The sequence below is a fragment of the Streptomyces dioscori genome (assembly GCF_003024195.1).
Taxonomy (GTDB): Bacteria; Actinomycetota; Actinomycetes; order Streptomycetales; family Streptomycetaceae; genus Streptomyces; species Streptomyces dioscori.
In genome coordinates this window covers 448,166-474,632 of record NZ_KZ679039.1, presented here as the reverse complement: position 1 = coordinate 474,632, position 26,467 = coordinate 448,166, and the positions used below count along the sequence as shown (strand labels likewise).

Genomic DNA, 26,467 nt, shown 5'->3' with positions numbered 1-26,467 from the left:
TGAGTCGGCCGTCGTCATGATCTAGCTATGACTGGTGACAGCTCATCCGCATATCAGGAGCGCTACGGCTGGGACCGCAAGACCACGGGCCTAGTGGCGGTCTCCGCCGTATTCACCGCTGCCCTGCTGCTCCCGGACATTCCACTGTTCGCACGGATACTGGGCCTGCCCCTGTTCGGTGCAGGCGGGCTGCTCTTGGCGTATACGGCGCTGAGCCGCAAGGTCGCGTTGCGAGTGGACGAGACGGGTGTACTCCTCGGCGGAAGCCCGGTCCGTTACAAGGCCACCACTGCCCACGTTCCGTGGGGAGACATCGAAAGCTTCGTACTGTGGCGGCAGGCCACGGGCAGCGCTTCCTTGCCCTACGTCGGAGTCAGCCGGCGGGAGGGTTCTCCGGCCCTGCCCGGAGACGGCCCGAAAGCCCGCGCGATCGTGAAGCATCTTGTTCCGGTCCCCGCCGATACGGTCATGTCCTCGCGCGTAGTGACCGGATGGCGCCTGGACAAGGATCGACTGATCGCCGCAGTCGGCCACTTCGCACCCGGCATCCCTGTGCAGGACGGCTTTTAAGGCGAAGCACGCGTTGGCCCTCACGCCCACGTCAGGAGTCTCTTGATCCAGTGCCGAGGAGCCGCGCAAGTCGTACAGCGCTCTTCGGCCCGATCCGCGCGGGGAACTTGGCCGCTTGCCGCTCCACTGCGCGAGTCCACTGCTCGCTGCGGCGCTTGGTCATCGGGGCGCCTCGATCTCGTCTCGGGCGCTCTCACGGTTCGAGGCGATGTCTTCCGCAACTCCAGCGGCCAAGAGAGCGCCACCGGGGGTGTGGCCGGAGCCGACGTAGCGCCAACTCCGCTCTGTGATCGTGGCGGGGATGTATGCGTGGCCTACGTGGCGGGCTCGTTCGGCACGGAGGGCCGCGTATGTCGTGGAGTAGGCGCGGGACTTGGTCAGGATGTGGCCGCGGTAGCCGAGAGTGTGCGCCCAGAGACGAAGATGCAGAGGCTCGTACTCAGGCAGACCACCGAGGCGCCAGCAGACGCGCATGAGGCTGCGAACGTGGTCGGAGACCGGAGCCGTATCGATATCAGCCCAGTTGGTCAGCTTGTGGTCCGTGCCGGCGCCGGTCTCGTTCGCTCCCTTGGTCACGTACTTGGCGACGTACGCGGCCACGGCGTCGTCATCCGGTCCGAGACCGTCGGCGCGGAGTGGTCGCGTGTCGACCTGAGTCCCCCAACGCAGAGCGAGTTCCCCAACTGCTGGGCTGTGGAGAGTGCGGACGACGACCCGACTCGCAGAGGCGCGCACCGCGTCGGTCAGTCGGGCGACCGTGCCCCAAGCCGGAGGTTCGTCGGTCGGTCCGTCCGGGCCGTCGAGGCGGACGACGGCATGAACGTGGACGGCACCGCGCCTCTGATACTCGGCGACGCGGGCGAAGGACAGCCGGGCGCGCTCGGCGAAACGGGACTGTACGAGACCTGCGGAGGAGGCGAGGTGTCGGCGGACGCCGATGACGAAGCGGTCCCACAGCATGCCCGCGTGCGCGTGCCAGAGCGCGTGAGCTGTGTAGTCGTAGCAGTCGGGGCAGAGGGGCTGGCCGACGAGGGATCCGTCTGTGTCATGGACCGCGCCGCAGCCGAAGGGACGGCCGTGTTCGCAGTTGGTCCGATCCCGTCGGGGTTGGCAGCGGTCGTCTCCGGCACGGTGGACCGGACCGAAGGACGGCGCGGTCAGCGTGACGAAGAGTCGGGGCCGATGACGGACCGCGTCGGGGACGTTCTTGCCACCGATCAGGCCAGCGCGGACGAGGTGGAAGGTGTCGCCTGCGTGGAGGCGTGAGCATGGGGCGCAGACGGTGGCCCGTCTGTTGCGGCAGCGGACGGAGAGCCGCTCCCCCGGTTCGTCGCGAGTGTCGTAGTGGCGCAGGATTTCGCCGGTCGTCGCGTCCAGGGTGGTCGTCGAGCCGGACAGGTGCACAGGGTGAGCGCATCCGCCCGTGGCCATGAGTTGTCCGAGCCAGCGTGTGAACTGGGGATCTTGGGCGATGCGGATTGCGTCGCGGTCTGCTTCGGGAAGCTGACGCAGGCGCGCCGCGCGGTCGAGTGTGGCGCGCCTGTCAGCCGAGGTGTTCTCGGGTGTGATGGTGGTGACCTTCCGGGGTGGGCCGCCGTAGCGGCACGGGTGGTGGTGGGTGGCGCGCAGTCGGTCATGTGGATCACTCCTGTGGCTGGTCGGGGGTGGTTCGTGGGTTCAGCGGATGGTTCCGGCGCCCCGGCAGACGCGGCAGCGGCGCAGTCGTCCGGTCCAGGTCCTGCGGGCCCCGTCGCCCTTGCAGTAGGGGCACCTCACGCGAGGCATAGGCATGGCGTCGTGTCCTTTCTGATCAGGTGTGGGAGAACCCGGTGACGAACCAGGTGACGAGTCCGTGGACGGTGAAGATCACGGGGGTCTGGCCGAGGTAGATGCCGAAGAGGCCGACGCAGACCGCTTCCCAGGCGCGTACGTCGCGGGAGCGGACGAGGAGGACGGTGATGATCCCGAAGATCACCGCGAACGTGAACGCTGTTCCTTCGCTGATCACTTGTCGTCTCCTTCCAGGGCCGCGAGGGCGCGGCGGATGGCGGACATTTCCGGGGCCAGGGCGGAGTGCCGCTGTGCCGCCGCGATGGCCTCTTCGGTGGTGGTCAGGTGCGAGCGGGCACGGCTCCAGCCGCCGTCCGGCCCGGTGCACACGGCCACGCCCCGCTCTGTCGCGGTGATCGACTGGGCGACGGCCACGGCGTCCTTGTTGAGGTCGCCCAGGGTCATCTCTGCTGTACCGGGGTCGTTCACGCGGTGGCAGATCCGGCCGCCGAGCTGGGCGCGCAGTGCGGTGACGCCGGGGCCGAGGTCGGAGCCGACGCGTTGGCCGGCGACGACCAGGTGCAGGCCGAGCGCGGCACCGAGCTGCGCCAGCCGCAGGAGGAGGACGGAGCACTGTTCGGCTTCCGCCTTGCTCTCCCGTCTGCCGTCGGACAGATACAGCTCCGCGATCTCGTCGACGATCACGACGACCGGCACTGGCCGCAGGCTGTCGGGGAGCTCCCAGATGGAGCGCGCTCCGGCCGAGCGGCACGCGTTCATCCGGTCCTGCATGTCGACCACCAGCGCGCCCAGGATCGCGACAGCTTCCCGTCGGCAGGTCGCGAGCACGCTCAAGCGGCTGGTGAACAGGCCGAGTTCCATGCCGCCCTTGCAGTCGATGCCGATCAGGGCGACGGGTTGCGGGGCGAGCTGGGTGATGAGCCGGGCCAGCAGGGTGGACTTGCCGGAGCGGGTGGCGCCCGCGATAAGCCAGTGCGGGATGAGCCGCAGATCCATTACCCACGCGCCGCCGCTCTCCAGGACGCCAACGAGCGCGGACAGCAGCGCGGCGGGAGCCGTCGCGAGCCCCGGCCGCAGGAGCGGATCGGTGGCGGTCGCCGTCAGCAGGACGAGTCCGCGTTCCGGCGAGGTGACCCGTACCGCGTGCACTTTCCACGCGTGCACGAAGGCGTCAGCCGCCTTCAGGTACGTGGCCGGGGTCTGGCCCGCGTGCAGGCGCACCATCACGGTCAGGCCCAGGCGGGTGGCGCGCGGGAAGGAGATCCGCGGAGCCACCGGCCGCAGCGGGTCGCCCTTGACCACCAGGTCCCCGAGCAGCCCGCGGGGCGGGCGCCGGGAGACGGAGAGGTCGTTGAGCAGGGCGACCTTGCGCCAGGTAAACAGCACCCGGCAGGTGGTGGCCGGGTATCCGGTGAGGTACCAGTGCCAGGCCGGACGATGCCGCCGCAGCAGGTCACCGACAACAAACACCCACGCCAGTACGGCGAGGACGAGGGCGAGCGCGATCGAACCGTTCATCACGCACCACCGGCCTTTAAGACGGTGCCGTGCACGGGCGTGATGGCGTCCGCGCGGAAGCTGATTCCGTGCCGGTCGCCCATCGCCCAGGCGAACGCCACCAGTCCAGTGACCTTGAGGGTCTGTCCTTCCTCGATGCCTTTCGGTTCACCGCTCACCGCGATCTCGATCACGGAGATACGCCGCCGGTCCTGGCGCACCGTGACGGCCACGGTGTAGACGGTCTGGCCGTCGCGGTCCTTCTTCACCTCCTGTGTCTCGGAGTTGCTGATCTTCGCTTCGGGCGCGATGGCGCACCGCAGTACGCCGAGCCGCGCCGTGTCCACGGGAATGGACTGCATTGCATGGCCTCCTTGGCCAGTCAGGACGCCCGACATATTCAGACGTCACTTGTCCTTACGAGTTACGACTATGGAGTTCTGTACGGCGAGGGTGCAACTACTTATGCTGACGAGTGATGTCGCGCGTGCGACGTGCCTACGACACCGACCCGAAGGTGCTCAGATGACGGAGATCCAACGCCCCGGAGCCCTCTATCAGCAGGTCGCCGCCGCCATCCGGGGGGCGATCCTGTCGGGCGAGTTCACCCCGGACTCCCTGTTGCCGTCCGAGGCTCAGCTCATGGCCCGCTACCAGGTCTCACGTCCCACGGTCCGCAATGCCGTTGCTGCCTTGCGAGCGGAAGGCTTGATCGATGTCCGCCACGGCAAGGGCAGCTTCGTACGCTCCGGCAGCCAACCCGCGCTCACCATCGAGCGCCGCATCAGCCGCACGTCCGACGGGCAGTTCGTCATGCCCAACGGCGACGTCTGGACCGAAGCCGAGCAGCCGAGCACCTACCGCACGCGCACGACCAAGACCACGGGCCACTTCCTCGCCCTGAACGAGGAGGAAGCGCTGTTCGGATGCGACCGCCTGCTCACCGACCCCGAGACCGGCACCCGTGCGATGCACCGCACGCTGATCCCCTTCGAGGTCACCGAGGGCGCCCCTGCGCTCGCGGAGGAGCCGGGCAAGACACCGGCCGAGGTCTACCGGACACTCACCCAGGCCGGACACAAGCTGTGGTGGTCGGAGACCGTCCGCGCCCACATGCCGATGCCAGACGAGCGCACCACACTCCAGCTCCCTGACGCGACCCCGATCCTGCACCTGTCCCGAGTCACGCACGGCGCCAACGACCGCCCGCTGATTCTCGAAGAGTTCCGCGTCGGTGCGGACCGCGCCGAACTCGCCTACCGGATCACCGCCGACAAGCAGACCACCCGACGCCGCCCGGCATGATCGGCAACGGCCATCGGTCGAAACCGTCTTCACTTCCTCAAGGGCGCGCCTGCGGCGCGCCGGGCAGCCCGGCCGCCCCGGCCGGGCGTGCGGCGTGACCGCCGATCCCGTCCGGTCGCCCGACTGCCCGCACCGCAGCACGCCAGAGGCTGTAAGACGTCGACTCACCGAGCCGGGCCGGGGCCCGCGTGGCTGGGGGTCGACGGCCTCCGAGACTTTAGGCAGCTCCCATGGGGCGAGCCTCGAAGACCAGGGGGCCGATCGGGCTATTGCGGGCAGCTCCAAGGACTGCCCGATCCGCTGGCGAGCGTAAGGCCCCCTGGTCACTCGCCCCATGGCAGCTACCGCCCAAAGTCTCTGCGGCCGGCGACGTGCCCACGCGCGCCACTCACCAGGAAGGACGCCGCTCACACCGCACCACCGTCACCATCGGCGAGCGTCTCCAGGAAACCAGCGAGTCTCTCCACCACGTCCGGCCAACCCGCGACCCGTACGACCCCGCGACCGTCCCCGTCCGTTGAGGCCACAGCGCGGACGTCCGACAGTTCGAACCCGGAGCGTAAGAGCGCCCGATTCAACCTGTCAGCGGTCACCCGTGCCTCACGCCAGCCCGCCACGTAGTCGACGCCCGGCACCCACAGACCGCAGTCCTCGCCCGCGACATCGAGTCCGTCCCTCAGCCGGCCCTCATCCGCGCCAGTCACCCTGCCCACCTCTGCCTTGGCCTAGGTAACGGATCGTCAACTTCCTTTGGCCCAGGGCAGAACGCAGAGCAACGGCCCCGGTACCATCTGGCACCGGGGACCGCTGTCCCCTTCCGGACCACCCCAGTTGCTGTCCAGGCGCGGGGGTGGTCCGGTCTCGGTATGAAGTTGTGAAGCGCGGCCCCCCGTTCGGGAGGGGAGCCCCCCGAAGTACGAGGGACCGCGCCCCTTTGGCCGGAGGAGTCACACCCCGGCCGGTTTCCGAGCCGCCGCCCACTCCCGATCGCGGGGGAGTAAACAGACAGGTGACGGCCCGGAGATCATGAGCCCGGTCTGTCCATGGCTTCGTGGTGGTCGAGGTCGAAGCGGCACCAGACGGTCTTGCCGCCCCGGTCTTCCGGTGTCCACCACACCGCCACCGCGAGACGCTGGACGATCAGGAGCCCGCGGCCCCTGTCGGGCAACACCGCTTCGGAGAGGTCCCCCATCAGACCGGGAGAGAACGCCTCGCCCACGGGGAGCACGGGAGGTGTCGAGTCCTCATCGGCCACCCCGACGAACAGCCACTTCGGCCACAGCTTGAACGTCACATCGATGCGTCGCGCACTCCCGGGCTCCGTCAGATGACGGTCCGGGACCGCATGGTTCACCACGTTCCCGACCAGCTCCGAGACAGCCAGCCGAACGTCATCCACGACATCGCTCACACCGGCACCACGCAGGAACGCAGCCGTCATGTCACGCGCCACACGCACGGTGTCGGGAAACTCGGCAAAGAGCGTCAGCGCCAGGAAGCGACCAGTGGAGGACGGATCCGGCACCACGTACCAGTGAGCGAACGCGTCCACCTCGCTCATCAAGCGCTCAGATCTTTTGGCGTCCATCCGGTCCCCTTCCGAAGGCCTCAACGGTCCTACGGCACCGCTTGCTGTTGGCAAGCCAGTACACGACGCAAAGGGCGAAGCCGGGAGCGTCCACCAGGGGGTCCACGTGAACGCCGGTAAAGACAATGGGGGTTCACCGATGAACCCCCTCAGAACGAGACTGCTGTGACAGGATGGATACTCGCTGTCATTCTCGGGCTGGGCAGGGGAGCATGAACCGAGAGCCGAACGCGCAGTTAGCCGCCGTCATGGACGAGGCGAAGGTCTCGAACAAGGGCCTCGCACGGCGGATGCGGGACGCCGCCACGCAACGCGGCACAGGGCTTGGAACAACGCACGTTTCCGTCCAGCGATGGCGGAACGGCGGGGGCATCCAACCGCAAACAGTGGCGATCATGGCGGACGTACTCGGCACCAAACTGGGCCGCCGTATCACTCCGGGCGATCTCGGGTTCTTCGACCACGCCCAGCCAACAGCCCCGCAGCCGATCGGCTATCCCGGTACCGTCCCCGACGTACTCACCCTGCTGGACGGACTCGCCGAGGAACGCGTGGAACCCACGTCCCCCGATCAACTGACCATCGCAGAGGCCGACCTCAACTCCGCTGTCCTGTCATGGATGATCGCCCGTCCAGATGGCGTCCAGGCCGACAGGCCCGCGCATCAACGCGTGGGTATGCGCGACGTACGCGCGATCCGGGACGCAGGCAGCATGTTCATGCAGCTCGACTTCAAGTACGGCGGAGGCCACGGCCACAAGGCACTGCGCCACTACTTCCGCCACGAGGTCCTGCCGCTCCTGGACGCCAGCTACAGCGAGAAAGTGGGCAACGCGCTCTTCGGTGCCGCAGCCGAGGTCTCGCAGCTACTCGCCTGGACGGCGTACGACACTGGAAATCACCGACTCGCCCACCGCTACCTGACGTCCACGTTGCGGCTGTCGCAGGTCATCGACGATCGGATGTTCGGCGCCCGCATCCTCGGCAACCTCAGCCACCAGGCGAACTACCTCGGCAACCACGCCCAAGCCATCCAGCTCTCGCGCGCCGCCGTCGAGGGCGCGAAGGGCCGAGCCACACCACGCGCCATGGCCTTGAACTCAGCCATGGAAGCCCGCGCACTCTCCAACGCGGGCGACCCGATCGCGGCCGGCCGGGCCATGAACGAAGCAGAACGCCACTTCGAGCACGCCGACGCGGGCGAAGATCCAGGCTGGCTCAGCTACTTCGACTCCGCGGAACTCACGGGCGAGATCTGCCACTGCTTCCGCGATCTCAAGATGCGCCGTGAGTCGGTCGAGGCCGCACAGCGCGCGGTCGACGAAACCGACCCGAAGTACGCCCGCACACTGGGTTTCTGCCGCATGGTGCTCGCCCAAAGCCATCTCCTGAACGGCGAGCTGGAGGCCGCCGTGACCACCGCCAGCTTGGCCGTGGACGGTGGCGACAGCCTCCAGTCCTCCCGCTTCCTCCGCTACGTGACCGACTTCCAGGCCGAGGTGAGCACCCACGCGACGAACCCGACCGTGGCCGCCTTCAACGACCAGGTGCACGACGCTCTCGCCCGACTGGAAGACGACGAGTAGGGACTACCAGGGCCGCCAGTCCCGCGGTCCATCGTCGTTACGCAGCCCAGCGATACGCCGGCGGTACTCAGCCGCCGTCTTCTCGTCTTCCTGCACGTTCTGCATCAGCCACGTCGTCATGCCGAACTCTTGGAGACCACGCAGCGTCTCGTACCCGGGCCAGTCGTACAGATCCCGCCCGTACGCGGCCACGAAGTCGCCGTACTGCTCATCGGTCTGCCACCCGAGGCTGTGATGCTCCACGGCCGTAACCATCAGGTCCCACTCCGGGTGATCGAAGCAGAAGTTCTCGAAGTCGATCAGGATGACCTGCCCCTGATCGTCGACCATGAGGTTCTGCACGTGGGCATCACCGTGCACGGGCCCCTTGGGCGTCTCGAACCGCAGCTCCGCGTACTTGCCTTGGAGCTCCCGCCACCGCTTCCGCAGGAAGGCCTTGTCATCCTCCGGAATCACGGCGAGGTTCATCCGCAGCTCTTGCTTGTCGAAGGGCTCGAACGCGGGCAACTCCAGCCCAGCCGGCACGGTCAAGGAGTGCAGGTCACGCAGGACGCCACCCAACTCCCCATAGGTCGCCTTCCGATCACCCTCAACGATCAGATGCCAGAACGTCACCGGGTGACCGTCGATGAGAAGCGGCTGCTCAAGATCCTCAACGATGCGAGCGGCGGGAAACCCTTCCCCCGCCAGCCACCGCGAGACGGCCACTTCAACGCGCGCCTTCGGTATCCACTCTTCCCCCCGGGCCACGCGCACGATCACCGGCGCCGAGGCCAGCCGGAACAGCGCGTTCTCCCCGAGCCGGATCAACTCCGCGCCTCTGTCGTTAAGGCCCGCAGCCCGGCACGCGGCAACCATCACCCGCGTAGCCCCCGCCGACGTGAACCCCTGTTCCGCCCGAGCAGCATCAACCGCCATGCCCGTACCAGCTCCCCTAGTCGCGCGCGATCTACCGGCTCACATCAACGGGTGACCAACCCGACGTGTACCGGACACAGCAACGACCGTACCGACAGAAGCATCTTCGAACGAGGGGTGAGCGCCCCAGCCGCCCCATCTCACTCCATATCCTCCACAGCAACCCACTCACCCGAGCCAGCATTGAGTAACTCATTTATAACTGGAACCCACTCCATCCTTCCTAAATTCTTCAATTAGCCGATCCCACTCATCGATAATTGTTTGACCATCCACAACTTTCTGCAGCGCGGCGTCGATATCGTTCATCAAAGGGCGGATATGGCGACTCCCTCTGGCCAATTGTCGCGCACCCTCCGAGAAATTTTTCAGCTGGGGTGTCACCTCTTGAGTAACTCTAACAAGTTCCTTGAGATGATGGATGAACTCCTTTACCGCCTCCTCATCCTCTTCGTCAAGCACACCTTCGGAAGCTTGCCTGATGAGTGAGATAATCCCCGGGTCGATCTCAAGGAGTTCAGTCGAGTATTTGGCGCCGAGTAGCGAAATGATCCTAACCGGATCCGTTAGACGCTTGGCCAATTCCTGAGTAACTCGCACCCTGCCCGCAAACCCTCCCCCTCTCGCGTCCGAAGCATTCATCTCATGAGTGGCCCACCCAATCTCCGCAGTAATTGATTGGGTGACCTCTGCGAACTCCTCAACGGTCGCCTGCCACTTAGGAAGGGCCGCTTCCGCTGCTGCCATGACCTCAATGAAACCTGGCTCATCGACATCCCCGTCCACGGGCGTTAGCACAGGCGGAGGTGGGACCGAAGCTTCTTCGAGGATCTCACTGATCCTTAGAGCGAGCTTATGGATCGCTTGGCGATATCTGGGCGACTTTTCATCATCTAGACGAAGTTCGCGCCAGTCTTCCATCTGTCGCCGCGCAATAAGCGCTGCCACTTCATCCTCAGATTCCCCATCTGTGAGTTGCGGCACATTTACATAGTGAATCGGCAATAGCAACTCTTCCAGGCCAAAGCTAGTCGCATGGCCAGCAAAAGTGATTACCTCTTTTCGACATTCTTGACTTTTAAGAAATCGCGGAGTCACGATAGGGATCAAGAACGTAACACTCGACAATGCCATATCAATCCGGGCACGCCAGGATTCACCCCACGAGATCGACGTGTCATCCAGGAATACCTTTAGCTCTTCACCTGTGATGATTTCGAACTCATAAGCAATGGATTGAGCAAGGCGGGTAATCCTTCCGCCATCCAATTCGTCATCTCGACGGCTGTAGCACCAGAAGCCAATGGGTTCGCCGCCCGTCACGTGGGGAGAGGTAGCCCTAGCCCGCTGCCCGCTCGCGTCCTCAATGGTCGACTGCCAGAGTCGCCTGAACTTTTCCTCGTCGCCGTCTAGTTCGCGAACAATCGCATTGACGGTTGCCCATGAGGCTTGCCGCTTACCCCGGAGGGCGTCGGCCACTGTCGTGTGGCTGACCGTTCCGATGCGCTCAGCCAGAGCACGCAGGGTGGGCTTACCTGCCTGCCGGTGGAGATCTTGAAGCGCAGCCGCTAGCACGTCACGCGACTCGGCCGCCGGGTTGTTGATCGACATCGGATCCTCTACTTCCGCCTGGAGGGCAAGCCGAACCCTCTCTGTAAGGTGTAATCTTACAGAGTCTTACGGCGATCTGTCGTTGGGCGGTCAAGCCTGCATGGACTCACGATATCGAGGAGGCACCCATGGCCTCGGCTTCAGCGAAGCTGGCGGCGAGCTGGGCGCAAGGTATGTGCACCGTCCAGGAGGCTCGGCTGCCCACCGAGACCCTCCGAGCGCTCGCCCTCGTGGACAAGGGTGGCCCCTTCTCGTACGCGCAGGACGGTGCCGCTTTCTCGAACTTCGAGCACCGACTGCCACACCGACCGCGGGGCTACTACCGCGAGTACACCGTGGAGACCCCGGGGGCACGAGACCGCGGGGCTCGGCGCATCGTGGCCGGGCAGGGTGGCGAGATCTACTACACCGATGATCATTACAAGACCTTCCAGGCGGTCATCCGGTAGCGGAACGGATGTCGAGCAGGCTGATAGATCGCATAGAGGCTTCACGGCACAGGAGGAGACCGGGGTATACGAATGGCCTCATTCAGGCTTCTGGCCAGCGAAATTATTACCGCATGAGCCAGACTTGACTGACGATTCACGCAGGGCCGCCACCGGAGCCAGTTCCGCTTGAGTCTGGGCCCACAGGACCAGGCCGTACGCGGCGACGGACAGGGCCGCGCCGAGGAGGCCTACCCCCGCGTACGGGCGTAGTACGGCGAGGAGTTCGCCGCGCCAGCGGTACAGCGCGTACGCCGGGACCGCCACGCCCTCCACCGCCATCAGCCAGGCGATGTAGGCGAGGGAGGAGCCCGAGGCGCGTACGCCCAGGCCGTCCACGACCGTGTAGGCCGCGATGGTCAGGCCGGTCGCGAGCGCCGCGACGATCGCCGCCCAGTTCGGGCGGCTTCCGCGCAGGCCCCACAGGGCGACCCCGGTCAGTCCCGTGCACGACACGGCGATGCCCGCGGCCGCCCAGCCGTCGGGCACCTCGTGGGCGAAGAGGGCCGCCAGCAGGGTGACCACCAGGGGCGCGGTGCCGCGCGCGATGGGGTACGCCTGGCCGAAGTCGCCCAGCCGGAAGGAGCGCATGAGGAGGACGTAGTACGCGACGTGGATGACCGCCGAGGCGATCAGGTACGGCCAGGCCTCCGCGGCGGGGAACGGGACGAACGGCACCAGGGCCAGGCCGATGAGCGCTCCCCCGCCCGCTATCAGCGTGAACCCGACCAGCTTGTCGGTGATGCGGTGGGCTATCGCGTTCCAGCCGGCGTGGGTGACCGCCGCGACCAGGACGGCCGCGGTGACCAGCGGGGTCACGCCGACTGCTCGCGGACGTCCACGAGGGTGCCGCCGGCGTGGTCGATGAGGGTCCTCGGGGCCATCGGGAACACGGAGTACGGGGTGCCCGCGGCGGCCCACACGATGTCGTGGTCCAGCAGTGAACGGTCCGCCAGGACACGGGTCTTGCTGCGGTGTCCGAAGGGGGGTACGCCACCGATCGCGTACCCGGTCGTCTCGCGTACGAGGTCGGCCCTGGCCCGGGTCACCTTCTCGGCGCCCAGTGCGTGCTGGACGAGGTCGAGGTCCACGCGGGAGGAACCGTCCATGAGGACGAGGACCGGGACACCGTCCGCGGCGAAGATCAACGACTTGCAGATCTCGCTGAGTTCGCAGCCGAGTGCGGTGGCGGCCTCGGCGGCGGTGCGGGTCGCCTCCGGGAAGCGGCGGATCCGCGGGAGCAGGTCGTCGAGACCCAACTTCCGTACGGCCTCGGCGAAACGGGGGTGGGCTGCGGTCTCTTCTTCTTCGGCGGCGGTCATGAAGAGCACGCTAGTCGGTGGGCGGACGGGGCTGTGCCCCCGGAAGGGACGCGGGCAGGCGGGGCTGGGCCCCGGAAGGGGCGCGGGGAACTGCGCGGGCGACCCCCACCGGGCCGCAGGCGGAAGACGCACCGCGCGCGGTGGCCCGGCCGCAGGCCGCCCGTGGCCGGCCGCGCCGTTCCTCGCGCCCCTTCCGGGGCGCCTGCCCGGCCGCCGTGTCAGGCGCGGACCAGTTCCCGGTCCTCGTCCGGAGAAGCCGTCGGGCGTGCGGTGTCGAGTGCCCGCAGGCCCTCGCCCTCGACGTCCACGTTCGGCAGGGCGCGGTCCAGCCACTTCGGGAGCCACCAGGCCTTCTTGCCGAGCAGGGCCAGGACCGCGGGGACGATCGCCATGCGGACCACGAACGCGTCGAAGAAGACGGCGATCGCGAGGCCGAAGCCGATCATCTTGATCATCGAGTCGCTCGCGCCGATGAAGCCGCCGAAGACCGCCATCATGATGATCGCCGCCGCGACCACGACGCGGGCGCTGTGCCGGAAGCCGGTGACGACCGCCTGGCTCGGGGACTCCCCGTGCACGTACGCCTCCCGCATACGGGTCACGAGGAACACCTCGTAGTCCATCGCCAGGCCGAAGACCACGCCCACCATGAAGATCGGCATCATCGACATGATCGGGCCGGTCTCCTCGACGCCGATCAGTCCGGCCAGCCAGCCCCACTGGAAGACCGCGACCACCGCGCCGAGCGCGGCGAGCACGCTCAGCAGGAAGCCGAGCGCCGCCTTGAGGGGGACCAGGATCGAGCGGAAGACCACGATCAGGAGGAGGAAGGCCAGGCCCACCACCAGGGCGAGGTACGGGACCAGGGCGTCGTTGAGCTTCTGCGAGAAGTCGATGTTCATCGCCGTGGTGCCGGTGACCAGCACCTCCGCGTCCGTGTCCGCCTTGATGTCGGCGCTCTGGGCGCGGATGGCGTGGACCAGGTCCTCGGTCTGTGTCGAGGACGGCTTGGAGTCGGGGATCACCGTGATCGTCGCGGTGTCGCCCGCCTTGTTGGGCGTCGCCGGGGTGACCGTCACGACGTCCTTGAGGCCCTTGATGCCGTCCGTCACGGACGTGAAGGCGGCCGTCGGGTCGGCGCTCTTCTTGGCGTCGACCACGATCATCAGGGGACCGTTGAAGCCGGGGCCGAAGCCCTCCGACAGCAGGTCGTACGCCCGGCGCTGCGTCGTGGACGTCGGCTGCGAGCCGTCGTCGGGCAGGCCCAGTTCCAGCTGGGTGGCCGGTACGGCGATCACGCCGAGGCCGACCACGCCGAGCAGCAGTACGGCCGCCGGGCGACGGATGACGAAGCTCGCCCAGCGGGTGCCCATGTTGGGCCTGGACGGCTGCCCCGCCGAGGCACCGGTGACCTTGGCCCTGTCCTTGGCCTCTCCCTCGACCCTGCCCTGGGCCTCTCCCTTGGCCCTGTCCTCGCGCTTGTCCTCGCGCTTCTCGTTCGCCGGGCGGATCTTGCCGCCCGCATAGCCGAGCATCGCGGGGATCATGGTCAGCGCGATGAGGACGGCTACCACGACCGTGCCCGCCGCGGCGAGGCCCATCTTGGTGAGCATCGGGACGTTGACGACCGCGAGGCCCGCCAGGGCGATGACCACCGTGAGTCCGGCGAAGACGACCGCCGAGCCGGCGGTGCCGGTGGCGCGGCCCGCCGCCTCCTCGCGGTCGCGGCCCTCGGCCAGTTCCGCCCGGTAGCGGGAGACGATGAACAGCGCGTAGTCGATACCGACCGCGAGGCCGATCATCAGCGCGAGCGTCGAGGTGGTGTCGCCGAGGTCGAGCGCGTTGGCGAGCGCGGTGATGGTGGAGACACCGATGCCGACGCCGATGATCGCCGTCAGCAGCGGCAGTCCGGCCGCGACCAGCGAACCAAGGGTGACGACGAGGACGACCGCGGCGAGGGCGAGGCCGATGATCTCGCCGGTCGCGCCCATCTCCGCCCCGGCCTCCAGCGCGTCGCCGCCGACGTCGACGGTCAGGCCGGTGTCCCGGGCCGACTCGCCGGCCGACTCAAGGGCGTCCCTGGTCGAGTCCGCGAGTTCCATCCCGGGCACGTCGTAGCGCACCGACGTGTAGGCGACGGTGCCGTCCTTGCTCACGGCGTTCGTCGTGTACGGGTCGGTGACGGAGACGACCTCGGAGCCGTCGCCCAGTGCCTTGACGGTCTTCGCGACGGTCGCCTTGTTGTCGGCGTCCGTCATCTTCTGTCCCTCGGGCGCCTTGAAGACGATGCGCCCGGTCGCTCCGTCGGCGCTGGCGCCGGGGAAACGCTGCTCCAGCAGGTCGAAGGCCTTCTGCGCCTCGGTGCCCGGGATGGAGAAGGAGGTCGTGCCCGCGGCGGGCGCGGAGGCCGCTCCGACGCCCGCGAGCGTCAGCAGCGCCACCCATATCAGGACGGCGAAGTGCCGTCGCCTGAAGGCGAGCCGGCCGAGTTTGTAGAGGAACGTTGCCACGAGGGCGTACTCCCGATCAGGTCGGTGATGCAGGTCGGTGATGCGGCTCGGTGATGCGCCGGTGGCGCACAGGGCGATGCGATGGCTGGCATCGGCGCCGGCATCAGGGCAGGGATCATCGGCCCGACGACGTGAGCGGTCGCGTCAGGTGCGTGAGCGAAGGGTGGGCCAGGGGAAGGGCCGGAGAGGGGCGGGGCTGGTTCTCGAAGTGGGGTGCGGGGGGTGGGGTCAGGCGACGAGGGCGGGGATGACCACTGCGTCGATGTACGAGGAGAGGAACGCCTGCGTCGGCGGCTCGTTGTCGATCATCGTCCGGGCCACGAAGGCTCCGATGATCATGTGCAGCACGTAGTCGATCGCGCGGTTGTCCGCTCGGACCTCGCCGCGGTCGATGGCACGCTGAACCACCTGGCGCATCTCTTCCAGTTCCGGTTCGACCAGCCATTCCCGCAGGGCGGCCAGCAGATCGGGGTTCGAGTGGACCGCTGTCCCCAGGGCGCGCATGAGGGAGGAGTTCTGCTCCATCTCGCAGTCGTCCTGGCGGGTCGTCATCGCGTGGAGGTCGCCCCGCAGGGAACCGGTGTCCACGACGGAGATGCCGACCGGTTTGTGGTGCCGGACCGACCTGGCCACCAGTTCGGCCTTGCCGCCCCACTGGCGGTAGAGCGTGGCCTTGCTGGACCGGGTGCGGGCCGCCACGGCGTCCATGGTCAGGGAGTCGTAACCGACCTCCCGGAGCAGGTCGAGCACGGCCTCGTACAACTCGGCCTCGCGCTCGGGCGTGAGCCGGCTGCGACGCGTCGTTGCTGTCTCAGCCATCCCATTCACCGCTTCCGCTCGAACGAAACTGTCTCGTACTCCTCTGAAGATACCCTGCGCGTCAACGAAACGAAACTGTTTCGTACGTGTGGTGGGTCACGCGTCCGCCCGGAACCACGAGTTGCCGGGCCCCGCCCACCGGAAAAGCATGGGTGGGTGAGCGACGAGAGCGGGAGTGAGAGCGGGACCGGGTACGGGAACGGACACCGCGGGAGCGGACACGGCGACGGGTACGGGGACGCTGCCGGGAGCGCGGCCGGGGCCGGGGCGGGCGCGGCCGGGGCGGGCGCGGGCGGGGCCGGGGCGGGCGCGGGCGGGGGCGCGGGCGGCGGCTCCGCCTCCTACCTTCGGTTTCCGCATCTCAGCGGGGACCGGCTCTGCTTCGTGGCCGAGGACGACCTCTGGGTGGCGCCCCTCGACGGGCCCGGCCGCGCCTGGCGGGTGACCGTCGACCGGACCAAGGTGAGCCACCCGCGCTTCTCCCCCGACGGGCGGCACCTCGCGTACACGACGTGGCGCAGTCTCGTGCCGGAGATCCAGCTGGCCCCGGTCGACGGCGGCCCGGCCCGGCGGCTCACCTACTGGGGCAACGCCGACACCCAGGTCTGCGGCTGGTCGCCCCCCGACGCGGAGGGCGCCTGCGAGATCCTCGCCGTCGCCTCGCACGGCGAGCCCTTCTCCTACTTCACCTGGGCCTACAGCGTGCCGGTGGACGGCGGCCCCGGCCGCAAGCTGCCGTGGGGCCCGGTCTCCGACATCGCGGTCGCGGACGTCGACGGCGAGCGCAGGACGCTGCTCCTCACCGGTACGCCCCCGCACGAGCCCGCCGCCTGGAAGCGTTATCGCGGTGGCGCCACCGGGCGGCTCTGGCTGCACGGGCAGCGCCTCCTCGCCGACCTCGACGGGCATCTGGACTCGCCGATGTTCGTCGGCGACCGGATCGCCTTCCTCTCCGACCACGAGGGTGTCGGCAATCTGTACTCGTGCCTGCACGACGGCTCCGGCCTGCGGCGCCACACCGACCACGACGCCTTCTACGCCCGGCACGCGTCCAGCGACGGCAGCCGGGTCGTGTACCAGTGCGCGGGCGAGGTGTGGATCGTCGACGACCTGGCGGCGGACGCCCGGCCGCGCCGCCTCGACGTACGGCTCGGCGGGCCCCGCACGGGCCGCCGTCCCTACCAGGTGCCGGCCGCCCAGCACGTCGACGGGATCTCCGTGGACGAGACGGGCCGGGCCGGTGCGGTCGTCGTCCGCGGCAGTCTGTACTGGCTCACGCACCGCGACGGGCCGGCCCGCACCATCGCCGACACCCCGGGTGTCCGCGTCCGGCTGCCGGAGATGCTCGGTTCCGGCGGGCAGGTGGCGTACGTGACCGACGCGGAGGGTGAGGACGCCGTCGAGATCGCGTATCTGCCCCGGGCGACGGGCGCACGCGAGCCCCGCCGGCTGGCCGCCGGGAAACTGGGCCGCGTCCTGGAACTCGTCTCCGACCCGAAGGGCGAGCGGCTGGCGATCGCCTCGCACGACGGCCGGCTGCTGTTGCTCACCGTGGACGAGGGGGGCGGTACGGAGGAGATGCGCGAGGCCGGCTCTTCCACCGGGGCGGCCGGGACCGCTGCGGACGCGACCGACGCGGACGGGACCGGTGTGGACGGGACCGGCGTGGACGAGGCCGGCGTGGACGAGGCCGCTGTGGACGAAGCCGGTGTCGTCACGGAGCTCGTCCGGTCCGTCAACGGGCCCGTGCGCGACCTCGCCTTCTCCCCCGACGGGACCTGGCTGACCTGGTCGCATCCGGGCATCGGCCGCACGCTCCGCCAGATCAAGCTGGCGCGGATCGACGGGCCCGGCGCCCGCACGGTCGTCGACGTCACCAACGGCCGCTTCGAGGACGAGAACCCGGTCTTCACCCGCGACGGCCGCTTCCTCGCCTTTCTCTCCTGGCGCGGCTTCGACCCGGTGTACGACGTCCACACCGGCGACCTCTCCTTCCCGCTGGGCTGCCGCCCGTACCTCGTACCGCTGTCTTCGGCGACCCCGTCCCCCTTCGCGCTGACCCCCGAGGGCCGTCCGGCGGCCGGCGGCCTGGACGAGGATGGAGGCGGAGGGGGAGGCGGGGACGGGGGTGCGGGGAGCGGCACGGTGACCGTCGAGACCGAGGGGCTGGAGAGCCGGGTGACGCCGTTCCCGGTCACGGCCTCCAAGTACTCGGCGCTGTATCCGGTCGCGGGCGGCGGACTCGTCTGGCTGCGCTGGCCGATCTCGGGGGCGCTCGGTGAGACGTTCGCGAACCCGGACGACACCAGCGGCCGGCCGACCCTGGAGCACTTCAACCTCGCCAAGGCGAAGAAGTCCGAACTCGTCGACCACCTCGACTGGTTCGCGCCCAGCGGCGACGGCAGCCGGCTCGTCGTGGTCGACGAGGGAGAGCTGCGGGCCGTCCCGTCCACCGAGCCGGGCGACGGCGACTCGACCGTCTGGATCGACCTGCGCCGCATCCTGCACGAGGCAGACCCGGCCGCGGAGTGGCGCCAGGCGTACGCGGAGGCTGGCCGCCTCATCCGGTCGTACTTCTGGGAACCCGGCATGTGCGGCATCGACTGGCAGGGCGTGCTGGACCAGTACCGTCCGCTGGTCGAACGGGTCGCGTCCCCCGACGAGTTCGCGGACCTGCTCCGCGAGGTGCTGGGCGAACTGGGCACCTCGCACGCGTACGTGGTCGCCGCGCGGCGCAACGAGGGACCGCCGCACTATCAGCGGCCCCAAGGTCTGCTGGGCGCCAACTTCGCCTGCCGGGAGGGCAACTGGGTGCTGAAACGCGTCCTGCCCGGTGACTCCTCCGACTCCAAGGCGCGTTCACCGCTGGCCGGTACGGGCATCCGCGAGGGCGCGCGGCTGACGCATGTGGACGGGCGTCCGGTGGACCCCGTCACCGGCCCGTTCCCGCTGCTCGCGGGGGCGGGCGGTACGACGGTGGAGCTGACGTTCACCCCGGCGGAGGGCTCGGGGGGTGCGGGAGGCGCGGGAGGCGCGGGGCGTGCGGGGTGTTCGCGCCGGGTGGCGGTGGTCCCCCTCGTCGACGAGCGCCCGCTGCGCTACCAGGACTGGGTGGCCAAACGCCGGGAGGTCGTACGGGAGTTGAGCGGCGGCCGGTGCGGCTATCTGCACATCCCCGACATGGGCGGCTCGGGCTGGGCCCAGTTCAACCGCGATCTGCGCATGGAGGTGTCGCGGCCCGCGCTCATCGTCGACGTACGCGGCAACGCGGGCGGCCACATCAGCGAACTGGTCATCGAGAAACTCACCCGTACGATCATGGGCTGGGACCTGACCCGTGACGCGCAGCCGGTGTCGTACACGTCCAACGCCCCGCGCGGGCCCGTGGTCGCCCTGGCCGACGAGATGACCTCCTCGGACGGGGACATGATCACGGCGGCCTTCAAACTGCTGAAACTGGGGCCGGTGGTGGGGCAGCGCACGTGGGGCGGGGTGGTCGGGATGACCGGACGCCATGAGCTGGGGGACGGGTCGGTCATCACGGTGCCGATGAACGCGGCGTGGTTCGACGCGTACGGGTGGTCCGTGGAGAACCACGGGGTCTGTCCTGATCTGGAAGTCCTCCGCACGCCGCTGGACTGGGCGGAGGGCCGTCACGCGCAGCTGGACGACGCGGTCCGGTTGGCGCTGGACCTCCTGGCCCTGCACCCGGCGTCCACACCGCCCCCGTACACGGCCCTCCCCGACAGGTCCCGGCCCCGGCTGCCGCCCCGGCCCTGACCCCCGGCGGGGGCGCTGACCGATCCGCTGCAACCTGCGGCCCGGTGGGGGCTGATCGCGCCGTTCCCCGCGCCCCTCGGGAGGGGCTGCGCCCCATCAGGGGCGCGGGGAACGGCGCAATCCTTTGTCTTTTGGGGGCGCGGGGAACTGCGCAATCTTTTCGTCTTTGGGGGGCGGAGCCCCTTAGGGGCGCGGGGAACTGCGCGGCCAGCCCCCACCGGGCCGCAGACGGCAAAAAACGTGGGACGCCCCAGAGAAGAGGGCGCCCCACGTCAATTCCGGCCAAGGCCGAAGGTCGAACAGAGCGTCAGCTCAGTCGAGTCGGACGTCTCAGACGTCGAACTCGTCCCGCCGCTCCCGCGTACCTTCAGGCGCACGCCGCTCCGGCCGCTCACGATCCGGCCGCTCACGCTCGGCGGGCCGCTCACGCTCGGGCATCTGCTGCCCACGCTCGCCCGCCTGGTCACGACGCTCACCGAGCTTCTGCTTGGCGTTGCGCTGAAGCTCTTCGGTCTTGTCCTGGAACTGGTCCTTCATGGCCATGAGGTTCACTCCCGTTTTGGGTGAGGGGGTTGGGCCTCGACCAGAGTTACACGCACGGACATTGCGCGCATTTCGATCAGTCACGGTCGGTGACGCACCGTGTCCCGCCCGGCCTGATCAGCCTCCCCACCTGCACCGACGAGCCCCGTCGCGATGCTCCCCAGCCGCGGTGCGAACCGCCGCATCTCCCGCTGCCCGACCGTTCCGATGAGCGCCGGAAGATAGCCCCGTACCCCCTGCATCCCACGCAGCCACCACTGCCCGTACACGTGGCTGGACCTCCGCTCGATGCCGGCCACGATCCGGTCGACGGCCGGCCCCAGCGGGTACGTCTTGTTGGCGGGCCACGGCAGCCGCTGGCGCAACTCCCGCATGACGTCGTCCTGGTCGGCCCCGCGCACCATGTCGGTGTCGGTCCAGGAGAGGTACCCGACCCCGACGCGTACGCCCTGGTAGCCGACCTCGGCCCGCAGGCTGTGCGCGAACGCCTCGACGCCGGACTTGGACGCCGTGTACGCGGTCATCATCGGCGCGGGCGTGATCGCGGCGAGCGAGGCGATCTGGAGCAGATAGCCGCGGCTCTCCCGGAGGACGGGCAGGAAGGCGCGGGCGGTGACGGCCGACCCGATGAGGTTCACCTCGATGACGCGCCGCCAGGCGACCGGGTCGGAGTCGACGAACGGCCCGCCGTTGGCTACCCCGGCGTTGGCGACGACGATGTCGACCTTCCCGAACCGCGCCTTCACCTCGCGCGCGACCTCGGCCATGGCCTCGTGGTCGGTGACGTCGGCGTGCCAGTACCCGCTCTCGCCGTGCAGCCGCTCGGAGACGCCCTTCAGTTCCTCGGGCTCCAGGCCGACGAGCGCGACGGTGGCGCCGCGGGCGGAGAGCTTGCGGGCGAGGAGTTCCCCGACGCCCCGCGCGGCCCCCGTGACGACGGCGACCTGTCCTTGAAGACCGACCCTGCTCATGCGCCCTCCTTGATCACTGCGTATGTGGCGACGAGGGCCCGGATCCGGGTGGTGACCAGGTCGGGTGCCTCGATGGGGGTCATGTGCCCGATACCGGGCAGCTCGGTGGAGCCGACGCAGTGGGGCAGCGCGGCGACCAGCGAGCGGGCGTGCACGGCGGGCGTCAGCCGGTCCGCCGTACCCACCACGACCTCGGTGGGGACGCGCAACTCCCGTACCGCGTGGTCGAGGTCGAGCAGGTCGAGCACCTTCGACCAGGAGTGGCGCACCTGCCGGGGACACGCGTGCACGATCCGCGCGCACGCCTCGACCATGGCCGGCGCCGAACCGGGCCCCATGGTTCCGTACTTGAGGATCCGCCGGGCGAGCGGCGTGACCGGTCCGAGCGGCGCCCGCGATCCGAGGATCTGCTTGGTCAGCCAGGTACGCGCCCGGCCGGCCCGCATCGGGAGTACGAGCGACTCGGCGACGAGCCGTGAACTGCCCGTGCTGCACAGGAGTACGGCGGCGGCGTGCTCCCGGAACCCGGCCCGCTCGGACGCGGCGATGAGCGTCATCCCACCCATGGAGTGCCCGACGAGAACGGCCTTCTCGCCGGGCGCGAGGGTGGCCGCGAGCACGGCCTCCAGGTCGTCGGCGAGCCCGTCCGTGCTGCACGCGGGGCTGGCGGGGCTGCGCCCGTGCCCGCGCTGGTCGTAGACGATCACCCGGTGATCGGTGGCGAGTTCCTGCATCTGCGCCGCCCAGAAGGCGGTCGAGCAGGTCCAGCCGTGCGCGAGCACCACCGCGGGGGCGGCCGGGTCGTCGACGGCTCCGTGCACCTCGACGTGCAGCCGCGCCCCGTCGGCGGAGACCGCCGTCAGCTCGCGCGCGGGGACGGGCGGCGCGTAGGGGCCGGAGGCCTCGCGCGTCAGTCGGCTCATGCTTCTGCCTCGGCCTTCTTCTTGGTAAGGGCGGCCGGTGTCGCGGGCTGCGCGGCCGATGCCGGTACGAGTTCGGATGCGGGTTCGCTTGCGGGCGTGGGCGCCGGTGGGCGGATCAGGTCGTACTCCGCCAGGTCCACGTGCCGTGTCGCGCCGCGGAACTCCGTGGTCGTACCCGGCCAGACGGTCGTGTTGACGCCGTTCTCGTCGAGGTACCAGCTGTTGCAGCCGCCGGTGGACCAGACCGTACGCTCCATGCGTTTCTGGACGCGGTCGTTCCAGGCGTCGACCGCGCCGGGGCGTGCGTCGAGTGCGGCCCGGCCGCCGAGCACGTCCAACTGCCTTACGTAGTCCGCCATGTAGTTCAGCTGGGACTCGATCATCAGGATCATGCTGGAGTTCCCGAGGCCCGTGTTGGGTCCGATGATCGTCATCCAGTTGGGGAATCCGGCGGCGGTCGCGCCCCGCAGGGACCTCATGCCGGACGCCGACCACGCCTCGGCGAGCGTCTTCCCCTCGGCGCCGACGACCCGGTCGGCGATGGGCATGTCGGTGACGTGGAACCCCGTACCGAAGACGATCGCGTCGACCTCGGCCTCGCTGCCGTCGGCGGCGACGACGGTGGAGCCGCGGACCTCGCGCAGTCCGCTCGCGACGACGTCCACATTGGGCTTCGCGAGGGCCGGGTAGTACGTGCTGGACAGCAGGATGCGCTTGCAGCCGATGCGGTAGGACGGGGTGAGCTTGGCCCGCAGTCCCGGGTCCTTGATGGCCCGGAACATGTTCCGCTTGGCGATCTCCTCGACCAGCCCCAGTTCGCCCGGACGCTTGGTGAACGCCTGGACCTGCAACTCCCTGATGCCCCACAGGAGTCCGCGCCGCAGCCGGGCCGTGACGGGCAGCGTCCGGTGCAGCAGCCGTTCGGCGCCGCTGACGGCCCGGTCCATGCGGGGCATCACCCAGGGCGGGGTGCGCTGGAAGAGGGTCAGCTGCGCGACCTCGGGCTGTATCGCCGGCACGATCTGGATGGCGGAGGCTCCGGTGCCGATCATCGCGACCCGCTTGCCGCGCAGGTCGTAGTCGTGGTCCCAGCGGGCCGAGTGGAACACCTTGCCGGGGAAGGTGTCGAGGCCGGGGACGTCCGGCACCTTGGGGTCGGAGAGCGGCCCGGTCGCCGACACGACGAGGTCGGCGGTGAGGGTGCCGCTGCTGGTCTCGATCACCCAGTGCAACCGCTCGCCGTCCCAGGTCATGAGCTTGACCTCGGAGTTCAGGCGCAGATGGGGCCGCAGCCCGAAGACGTCGGTGACGTGCTCCAGATAGGCGCGGATGTGCTCCTGCCCGGAGAAGGTGCGCGGCCAGTCGGGGTTGGGCGCGAAGGAGAACGAGTAGAGGTGGGACGGCACGTCGCAGGCGCAGCCGGGGTAGCTGTTGTCGCGCCAGGTCCCGCCCACGCTGCCGGCCCGTTCCAGGACGACGAAGTCGGTGACGCCCTCGCGGCGCAACCGTACGGCGGCTCCCAGCCCGCCGAAACCGGAGCCGATCACCGCCACTCGTACATGTTCGTGCTCGGTCATCCCGATGCCTCCATGCCGCGTCCATGCCACGTATGACGCCACGTGCGACCGCGCCAGTGAACACTGGCGCAATGGGGAGACTAGAGCAGCTCCGTACTCATGGGTAGGGGTCGCGCGCAGGAAAGTTACCGACGGTACGACATAGGGTGCCGATGTGGCGGACAAGCGGGAGTACCGAATGGAGGAGCTGGCCCAGCAGGCCGGCATCACCGTGCGCACGCTGCGCTTCTACCGCGAGCGGAAGCTGATCCCGCCACCGCGCCGCGAGGGCCGCATCGCCTGGTACGACGAGGACCACCTCGCCCGGCTGCGCACGATCGCCGCCCTCCTGGAGCGCGGCCACACCCTCAACGGCATCGCCGAGCTGGCGGAGGCCTTCGACCACGGCCGCGACGTCGGCGAACTCCTCGGCCTGGGCGCCCCCACCGAGGAGACCCCGGTGCGCCTCTCCCCCGAGGAACTGGCCGACGTCTTCGCGGGCCAGGCCACCTCGGAGAACCTGGCCGCGTCCCTGGACCTCGGCTACCTCGCCACCGACGGCACGGACATCGTCCACATCAGCCGCCGGCTCCTGGACACCTCGGCGGCCCTGGTCCGCGAGGGCATCCCGCTCGCGGACATCCTCGCGGCCGCCCGCCGCGTACGCGAACACGCGGACGCCCTGGCGGAGTTGTTCACCGACGTGGTCCTCACCGAGGACCGCACCCCGGAGGACCTCCAGCGCCTGCGCCCCCTGGCGAAGAGCGTGGTGGAGGCGGAACTGTCGATGGCGCTGGACCGACGGCTGCAGAAACGGCCGTGAACCCCGGCAACCGGTCCGCCCGGCGGCCGACCGCGCACGAGGGTCAGCGGTCGTAGACCACGGTCACCGGCGCGTGGTCGGACCAGCGGTCCCCGTGGGTGGCGGCCCGCTCCACGAAGGCCTTGACGGCCCGGGCCGCGAGTCCGGGCGTGGCGACCTGGTAGTCGATCCGCCACCCCGAGTCGTTGTCGAAGGCTCGCCCGCGGTAGGACCACCACGAGTACGGCCCGTCGACGTCCGGGTGCAGCGCGCGTACGACATCCACGTACCCGAGCCCGTCGGCATCGCCGTCACCCGCCTCCGTACCGAAGACCTTGCCCAGCCACTCCCGCTCCTCCGGCAGAAAGCCGGAGCTCTTCTGGTTGGCCCGCCAGTTCTTGAGGTCGGCCGGCTGGTGGGCGATGTTCCAGTCGCCGCACACGACGACCTCGCGCCCTTCGGCGGCGGCCCGCACGCGCAGCGCCTTCAGATAGGTGCGGAACTCGTCCATGAACCGGATCTTCTCGTCCTGCCGCTCGGTCCCGACCTCACCGGAGGGCAGGTACAGGCTGGCGACGGTGACGCCGGGCAGGTCGGCCTCGACATAGCGCCCGCTGCCGTCGAACTCGGCCGACCCGAAGCCGACCTGGACGCGGTCGGGCTCGCGGCGCGTGTAGAGGGAGACACCGGCCCGCCCCTTCGCGGCGGCGGGCGCGTGCACGACATGCCAGCCCTCGGGCTGCCGTACGCCCTCCGGGAGCTGCTCGGGCTCGGCCCGTACCTCCTGGAGGCACAGCACATCGGCGGACGTGTCCGCCAGCCACTCCACGAAGCCCTTCTTGGCGGCGGCCCGGAGCCCGTTCACATTCACAGAGGTCACAGTGAGCACCCGGGCACGATACCGGCACACTGGACGAGCACAGAGCACCTGCCCACCCCTCCCACTGCATAGAAGTACGATACTCAGCATGGATATACGCCGGGTCGCCTTCGACCACCCCGACGCCGTCGAACTCAACGACGAGGTGCAGGCCGAATACGCCGTGCGCTACGGGGACGACGGCGATGTCACCCCGCTCGACCCGTCGATGTTCGAGCCGCCGCTCGGCCTCTACCTGATCGCGTACGACGCCGAGGACCGGCCCGTGGCCACCGGCGGCTGGCGCACCCAGGACGAGAACGACGAGGGCTACTCGGACGGCGACGCCGAGCTGAAGCGCATGTTCGTGATCGGGCAGGCCCGCGGCAACGGCCTCGCACGCCGCATCCTCGGCGCCCTGGAGGCCGACGCACGAGCGGCGGGCCGCACCCGCATGGTCCTGGAGACCGGCAACAAGCAGCCCGAGGCCATCGCCCTGTACGCGTCCAGCGGCTACGAGCCCTGCGTCAAGTTCGGCCACTACCGCTTCCACGAGGACAGCCGCTGCTTCGCGAAACCTCTGTGAGGAGCCGTATGTCGTACGAGACGGGTGAGCACACGGCCGACCCGTGCCCCCGATGCTCCGTGGAGGCGGTCCACCAGGGCCGCCCCACGTCCGTCGGGGGCCAGGAGGTGGTCGGCTACACCTGCGGCCACTGCGCGCACACGTGGTCCCGGCCGGTGGAGACCGACGTGGACGTCTACGACACCGTCAGAGTGGATCTCCCGGACTCCACGCTCTACGGCACCGTCTGGCAGGTCCGGACGGACCGCATCCAGGTACGCGGCGCGGGCGGCGCGTGGCTGCGCTGGGTGGAGCGCTGGAGGGTCATCATCTACTGAGCCCCCTCCCCCACCGCCGCGAACCACGCCCCCGGGCTGCCACGCGATCCGGGTACCGCCGTGCGATCCGGGTTGCCACGCGATCCGGGTGCCACCACGCACACCAAAGAACCCCCGCCGGATCT

25 protein-coding genes are annotated in these 26,467 nt (G+C 69.2%); 8 read left to right on the top strand and 17 right to left on the bottom strand.

Features of this window, described 5'->3' with window-relative positions; translation table 11 throughout:
• Positions 1-27: 27 nt before the first annotated feature.
• On the top strand, positions 28-570 hold the full coding sequence (locus tag C6Y14_RS06775; protein ID WP_159074186.1) for a hypothetical protein: 543 nt from the start codon (positions 28-30) through the stop codon (positions 568-570).
• A gap of 159 nt (positions 571-729) precedes the next feature.
• On the opposite strand, the gene C6Y14_RS44855 is transcribed toward C6Y14_RS06775, so the two are convergent.
• The 4 genes from C6Y14_RS44855 to C6Y14_RS06755 all read right to left on the bottom strand — a co-directional run bounded on the left by C6Y14_RS44855 (position 730) and on the right by C6Y14_RS06755 (position 4,220).
• Positions 730-2,082 carry a replication initiator gene (locus C6Y14_RS44855; RefSeq protein WP_107015576.1) on the bottom strand — a complete coding sequence of 451 codons (1,353 nt, stop codon included), beginning with the start codon at positions 2,080-2,082 and terminating at the stop codon, positions 730-732.
• Between the two features lie 298 nt (positions 2,083-2,380).
• Positions 2,381-2,578, bottom strand: a complete 198-nt coding sequence (locus tag C6Y14_RS06765) for a hypothetical protein (protein ID WP_107015575.1) — start codon at positions 2,576-2,578, stop codon at positions 2,381-2,383.
• On the bottom strand, positions 2,575-3,879 hold the full coding sequence (locus tag C6Y14_RS06760) for an FtsK/SpoIIIE domain-containing protein (RefSeq protein WP_107015574.1): 1,305 nt from the start codon (positions 3,877-3,879) through the stop codon (positions 2,575-2,577). Before C6Y14_RS06760 ends, C6Y14_RS06765 begins: the two co-directional genes overlap by 4 nt.
• Entirely contained in the window at positions 3,879-4,220 is a 342-nt protein-coding gene (locus C6Y14_RS06755) for an SCO3933 family regulatory protein (RefSeq protein WP_107015573.1), read from the bottom strand. The genes C6Y14_RS06760 and C6Y14_RS06755 overlap by 1 nt, the downstream gene beginning before the upstream one ends.
• A 163-nt stretch (positions 4,221-4,383) precedes the next feature.
• Here C6Y14_RS06755 and C6Y14_RS06750 point away from each other — a divergent pair, with 163 nt between their 5' ends.
• Complete coding sequence (locus C6Y14_RS06750) at positions 4,384-5,163, top strand: GntR family transcriptional regulator (protein WP_107015572.1); 780 nt, start codon at positions 4,384-4,386, stop codon at positions 5,161-5,163.
• Positions 5,164-5,570: 407 nt separating this feature from the next.
• On the opposite strand, the gene C6Y14_RS06745 is transcribed toward C6Y14_RS06750, so the two are convergent.
• Entirely contained in the window at positions 5,571-5,867 is a 297-nt protein-coding gene (locus C6Y14_RS06745; protein WP_107015835.1) for a hypothetical protein, read from the bottom strand.
• Between the two features lie 320 nt (positions 5,868-6,187).
• A complete protein-coding gene (locus C6Y14_RS06740) occupies positions 6,188-6,751 on the bottom strand; it encodes an ATP-binding protein (RefSeq protein WP_107015571.1) in 564 nt (187 codons plus the stop codon).
• A gap of 212 nt (positions 6,752-6,963) precedes the next feature.
• Between C6Y14_RS06740 and C6Y14_RS06735 the strand changes: the two genes are divergently transcribed.
• Positions 6,964-8,337: a sporulation protein gene (locus tag C6Y14_RS06735; protein ID WP_107015570.1), complete on the top strand. Its 1,374-nt coding sequence runs from the start codon at positions 6,964-6,966 to the stop codon at positions 8,335-8,337.
• A gap of 3 nt (positions 8,338-8,340) precedes the next feature.
• Here the strand turns inward: C6Y14_RS06735 and C6Y14_RS06730 are convergent, their stop codons facing one another.
• Together C6Y14_RS06730 and C6Y14_RS06725 are read right to left on the bottom strand one after the other, a co-directional pair.
• Positions 8,341-9,255 carry a phosphotransferase enzyme family protein gene (locus C6Y14_RS06730; protein WP_107015569.1) on the bottom strand — a complete coding sequence of 305 codons (915 nt, stop codon included), beginning with the start codon at positions 9,253-9,255 and terminating at the stop codon, positions 8,341-8,343.
• Positions 9,256-9,447: 192 nt separating this feature from the next.
• Positions 9,448-10,866: a TIR domain-containing protein gene (locus tag C6Y14_RS06725; RefSeq protein ID WP_107015568.1), complete on the bottom strand. Its 1,419-nt coding sequence runs from the start codon at positions 10,864-10,866 to the stop codon at positions 9,448-9,450.
• Between the two features lie 128 nt (positions 10,867-10,994).
• On the opposite strand from C6Y14_RS06725, the gene C6Y14_RS06720 reads away from it, so the two are divergent.
• On the top strand, positions 10,995-11,315 hold the full coding sequence (locus C6Y14_RS06720; protein WP_107015567.1) for a ribonuclease domain-containing protein: 321 nt from the start codon (positions 10,995-10,997) through the stop codon (positions 11,313-11,315).
• 78 nt (positions 11,316-11,393) lie between these two features.
• Here the strand turns inward: C6Y14_RS06720 and C6Y14_RS06715 are convergent, their stop codons facing one another.
• The 4 genes from C6Y14_RS06715 to C6Y14_RS06700 form a co-directional block, all read right to left on the bottom strand.
• Positions 11,394-12,173 carry an EamA family transporter gene (locus tag C6Y14_RS06715; protein ID WP_107015566.1) on the bottom strand — a complete coding sequence of 260 codons (780 nt, stop codon included), beginning with the start codon at positions 12,171-12,173 and terminating at the stop codon, positions 11,394-11,396.
• On the bottom strand, positions 12,170-12,676 hold the full coding sequence (locus tag C6Y14_RS06710; protein ID WP_107015834.1) for a YbaK/EbsC family protein: 507 nt from the start codon (positions 12,674-12,676) through the stop codon (positions 12,170-12,172). Before C6Y14_RS06710 ends, C6Y14_RS06715 begins: the two co-directional genes overlap by 4 nt.
• 218 nt (positions 12,677-12,894) lie before the next feature.
• Positions 12,895-15,186, bottom strand: coding sequence for an MMPL family transporter (locus C6Y14_RS06705; protein ID WP_107015565.1), 2,292 nt, complete (start codon positions 15,184-15,186; stop codon positions 12,895-12,897).
• A 228-nt stretch (positions 15,187-15,414) separates the two neighbouring features.
• Positions 15,415-16,005 (bottom strand): TetR/AcrR family transcriptional regulator, encoded by a 591-nt coding sequence (locus tag C6Y14_RS06700; protein WP_107015564.1) that lies wholly within the window; start codon positions 16,003-16,005, stop codon positions 15,415-15,417.
• Between the two features lie 384 nt (positions 16,006-16,389).
• On the opposite strand from C6Y14_RS06700, the gene C6Y14_RS06690 reads away from it, so the two are divergent.
• Positions 16,390-19,785: a S41 family peptidase gene (locus tag C6Y14_RS06690; protein ID WP_107015833.1), complete on the top strand. Its 3,396-nt coding sequence runs from the start codon at positions 16,390-16,392 to the stop codon at positions 19,783-19,785.
• Positions 19,786-20,115: 330 nt separating this feature from the next.
• Here C6Y14_RS06690 and C6Y14_RS06685 read toward each other — a convergent pair whose 3' ends face one another.
• The 4 genes from C6Y14_RS06685 to C6Y14_RS06670 form a co-directional block, all read right to left on the bottom strand.
• A complete protein-coding gene (locus tag C6Y14_RS06685) occupies positions 20,116-20,328 on the bottom strand; it encodes a hypothetical protein (protein ID WP_107015563.1) in 213 nt (70 codons plus the stop codon).
• Between the two features lie 80 nt (positions 20,329-20,408).
• Positions 20,409-21,299, bottom strand: coding sequence for an SDR family oxidoreductase (locus C6Y14_RS06680; RefSeq protein ID WP_107015562.1), 891 nt, complete (start codon positions 21,297-21,299; stop codon positions 20,409-20,411).
• Positions 21,296-22,222 (bottom strand): alpha/beta fold hydrolase, encoded by a 927-nt coding sequence (locus tag C6Y14_RS06675; protein WP_107015561.1) that lies wholly within the window; start codon positions 22,220-22,222, stop codon positions 21,296-21,298. Before C6Y14_RS06675 ends, C6Y14_RS06680 begins: the two co-directional genes overlap by 4 nt.
• Entirely contained in the window at positions 22,219-23,799 is a 1,581-nt protein-coding gene (locus C6Y14_RS06670) for a flavin-containing monooxygenase (RefSeq protein ID WP_107015560.1), read from the bottom strand. Before C6Y14_RS06670 ends, C6Y14_RS06675 begins: the two co-directional genes overlap by 4 nt.
• 178 nt (positions 23,800-23,977) lie before the next feature.
• On the opposite strand from C6Y14_RS06670, the gene C6Y14_RS06665 reads away from it, so the two are divergent.
• Positions 23,978-24,601: a MerR family transcriptional regulator gene (locus tag C6Y14_RS06665; protein ID WP_107015832.1), complete on the top strand. Its 624-nt coding sequence runs from the start codon at positions 23,978-23,980 to the stop codon at positions 24,599-24,601.
• Between the two features lie 43 nt (positions 24,602-24,644).
• Here the strand turns inward: C6Y14_RS06665 and C6Y14_RS06660 are convergent, their stop codons facing one another.
• Entirely contained in the window at positions 24,645-25,490 is an 846-nt protein-coding gene (locus C6Y14_RS06660) for an exodeoxyribonuclease III (RefSeq protein WP_107015559.1), read from the bottom strand.
• Between the two features lie 58 nt (positions 25,491-25,548).
• On the opposite strand from C6Y14_RS06660, the gene C6Y14_RS06655 reads away from it, so the two are divergent.
• On the top strand, positions 25,549-26,025 hold the full coding sequence (locus C6Y14_RS06655; protein WP_107015558.1) for a GNAT family N-acetyltransferase: 477 nt from the start codon (positions 25,549-25,551) through the stop codon (positions 26,023-26,025).
• 8 nt (positions 26,026-26,033) lie between these two features.
• Entirely contained in the window at positions 26,034-26,342 is a 309-nt protein-coding gene (locus C6Y14_RS06650; protein WP_199854650.1) for a hypothetical protein, read from the top strand.
• Positions 26,343-26,467: the final 125 nt, after the last annotated feature.